This window comes from Bradyrhizobium sp. NBAIM08 (genome assembly GCF_020193935.1).
Taxonomy (GTDB): Bacteria; Pseudomonadota; Alphaproteobacteria; order Rhizobiales; family Xanthobacteraceae; genus Bradyrhizobium; species Bradyrhizobium yuanmingense.
The window spans coordinates 1-418 of record NZ_JADYVR010000738.1; the positions used below are offsets into that span (position 1 = coordinate 1).

Consider the following 418-nt stretch of genomic DNA (forward strand, 5'->3'; position numbering starts at 1 on the left):
CCACGGTCCCGACCATGCCCACGGTCCCGACCACGCCCACCGGCACCGACCCGGCCCGCACCACCACGGACAACGTGCCGGCCACGGTGCTCGCGCAGGGTGGCCCCGCGGCTGCGGCCCCGACGGGCGCGACGTCGCCCACGGCGATGGTCGGCCAGGCGCTGCCCGACACCGGTGCTCCCACGGGCCTGCTGCTGTGGGCGGCGCTGGGGCTGCTCCTCGTGGCGGCCGGCCTCGTGCTCGCGCTCCCCGGTCGACGAGCGATCCTGCGCCGCTGACCCCGGCAGCAGCACGGAGGGACCCGGACCCCCGTCGTCACCCGACGTCGGGGGTCCGACCCCTGCCCGAGGCAGGGCAGCGCGCGGCCCGGCCGTCGGTCAGCCGTCTGTCAGGCGGTGGGCTCCAGGGCGTCGTAGCC

1 protein-coding gene is annotated in these 418 nt (G+C 78.5%); it reads left to right on the plus strand.

Annotation, left to right across the window (positions count from 1 at the left end; all coding sequences use genetic code 11):
* A partial coding sequence (locus I6F37_RS41830; RefSeq protein ID WP_225154646.1) for a hypothetical protein occupies positions 1-278 on the plus strand: 278 nt, incomplete at its 5' end.
* Between the last annotated feature and the right edge of the window lie 140 nt (positions 279-418).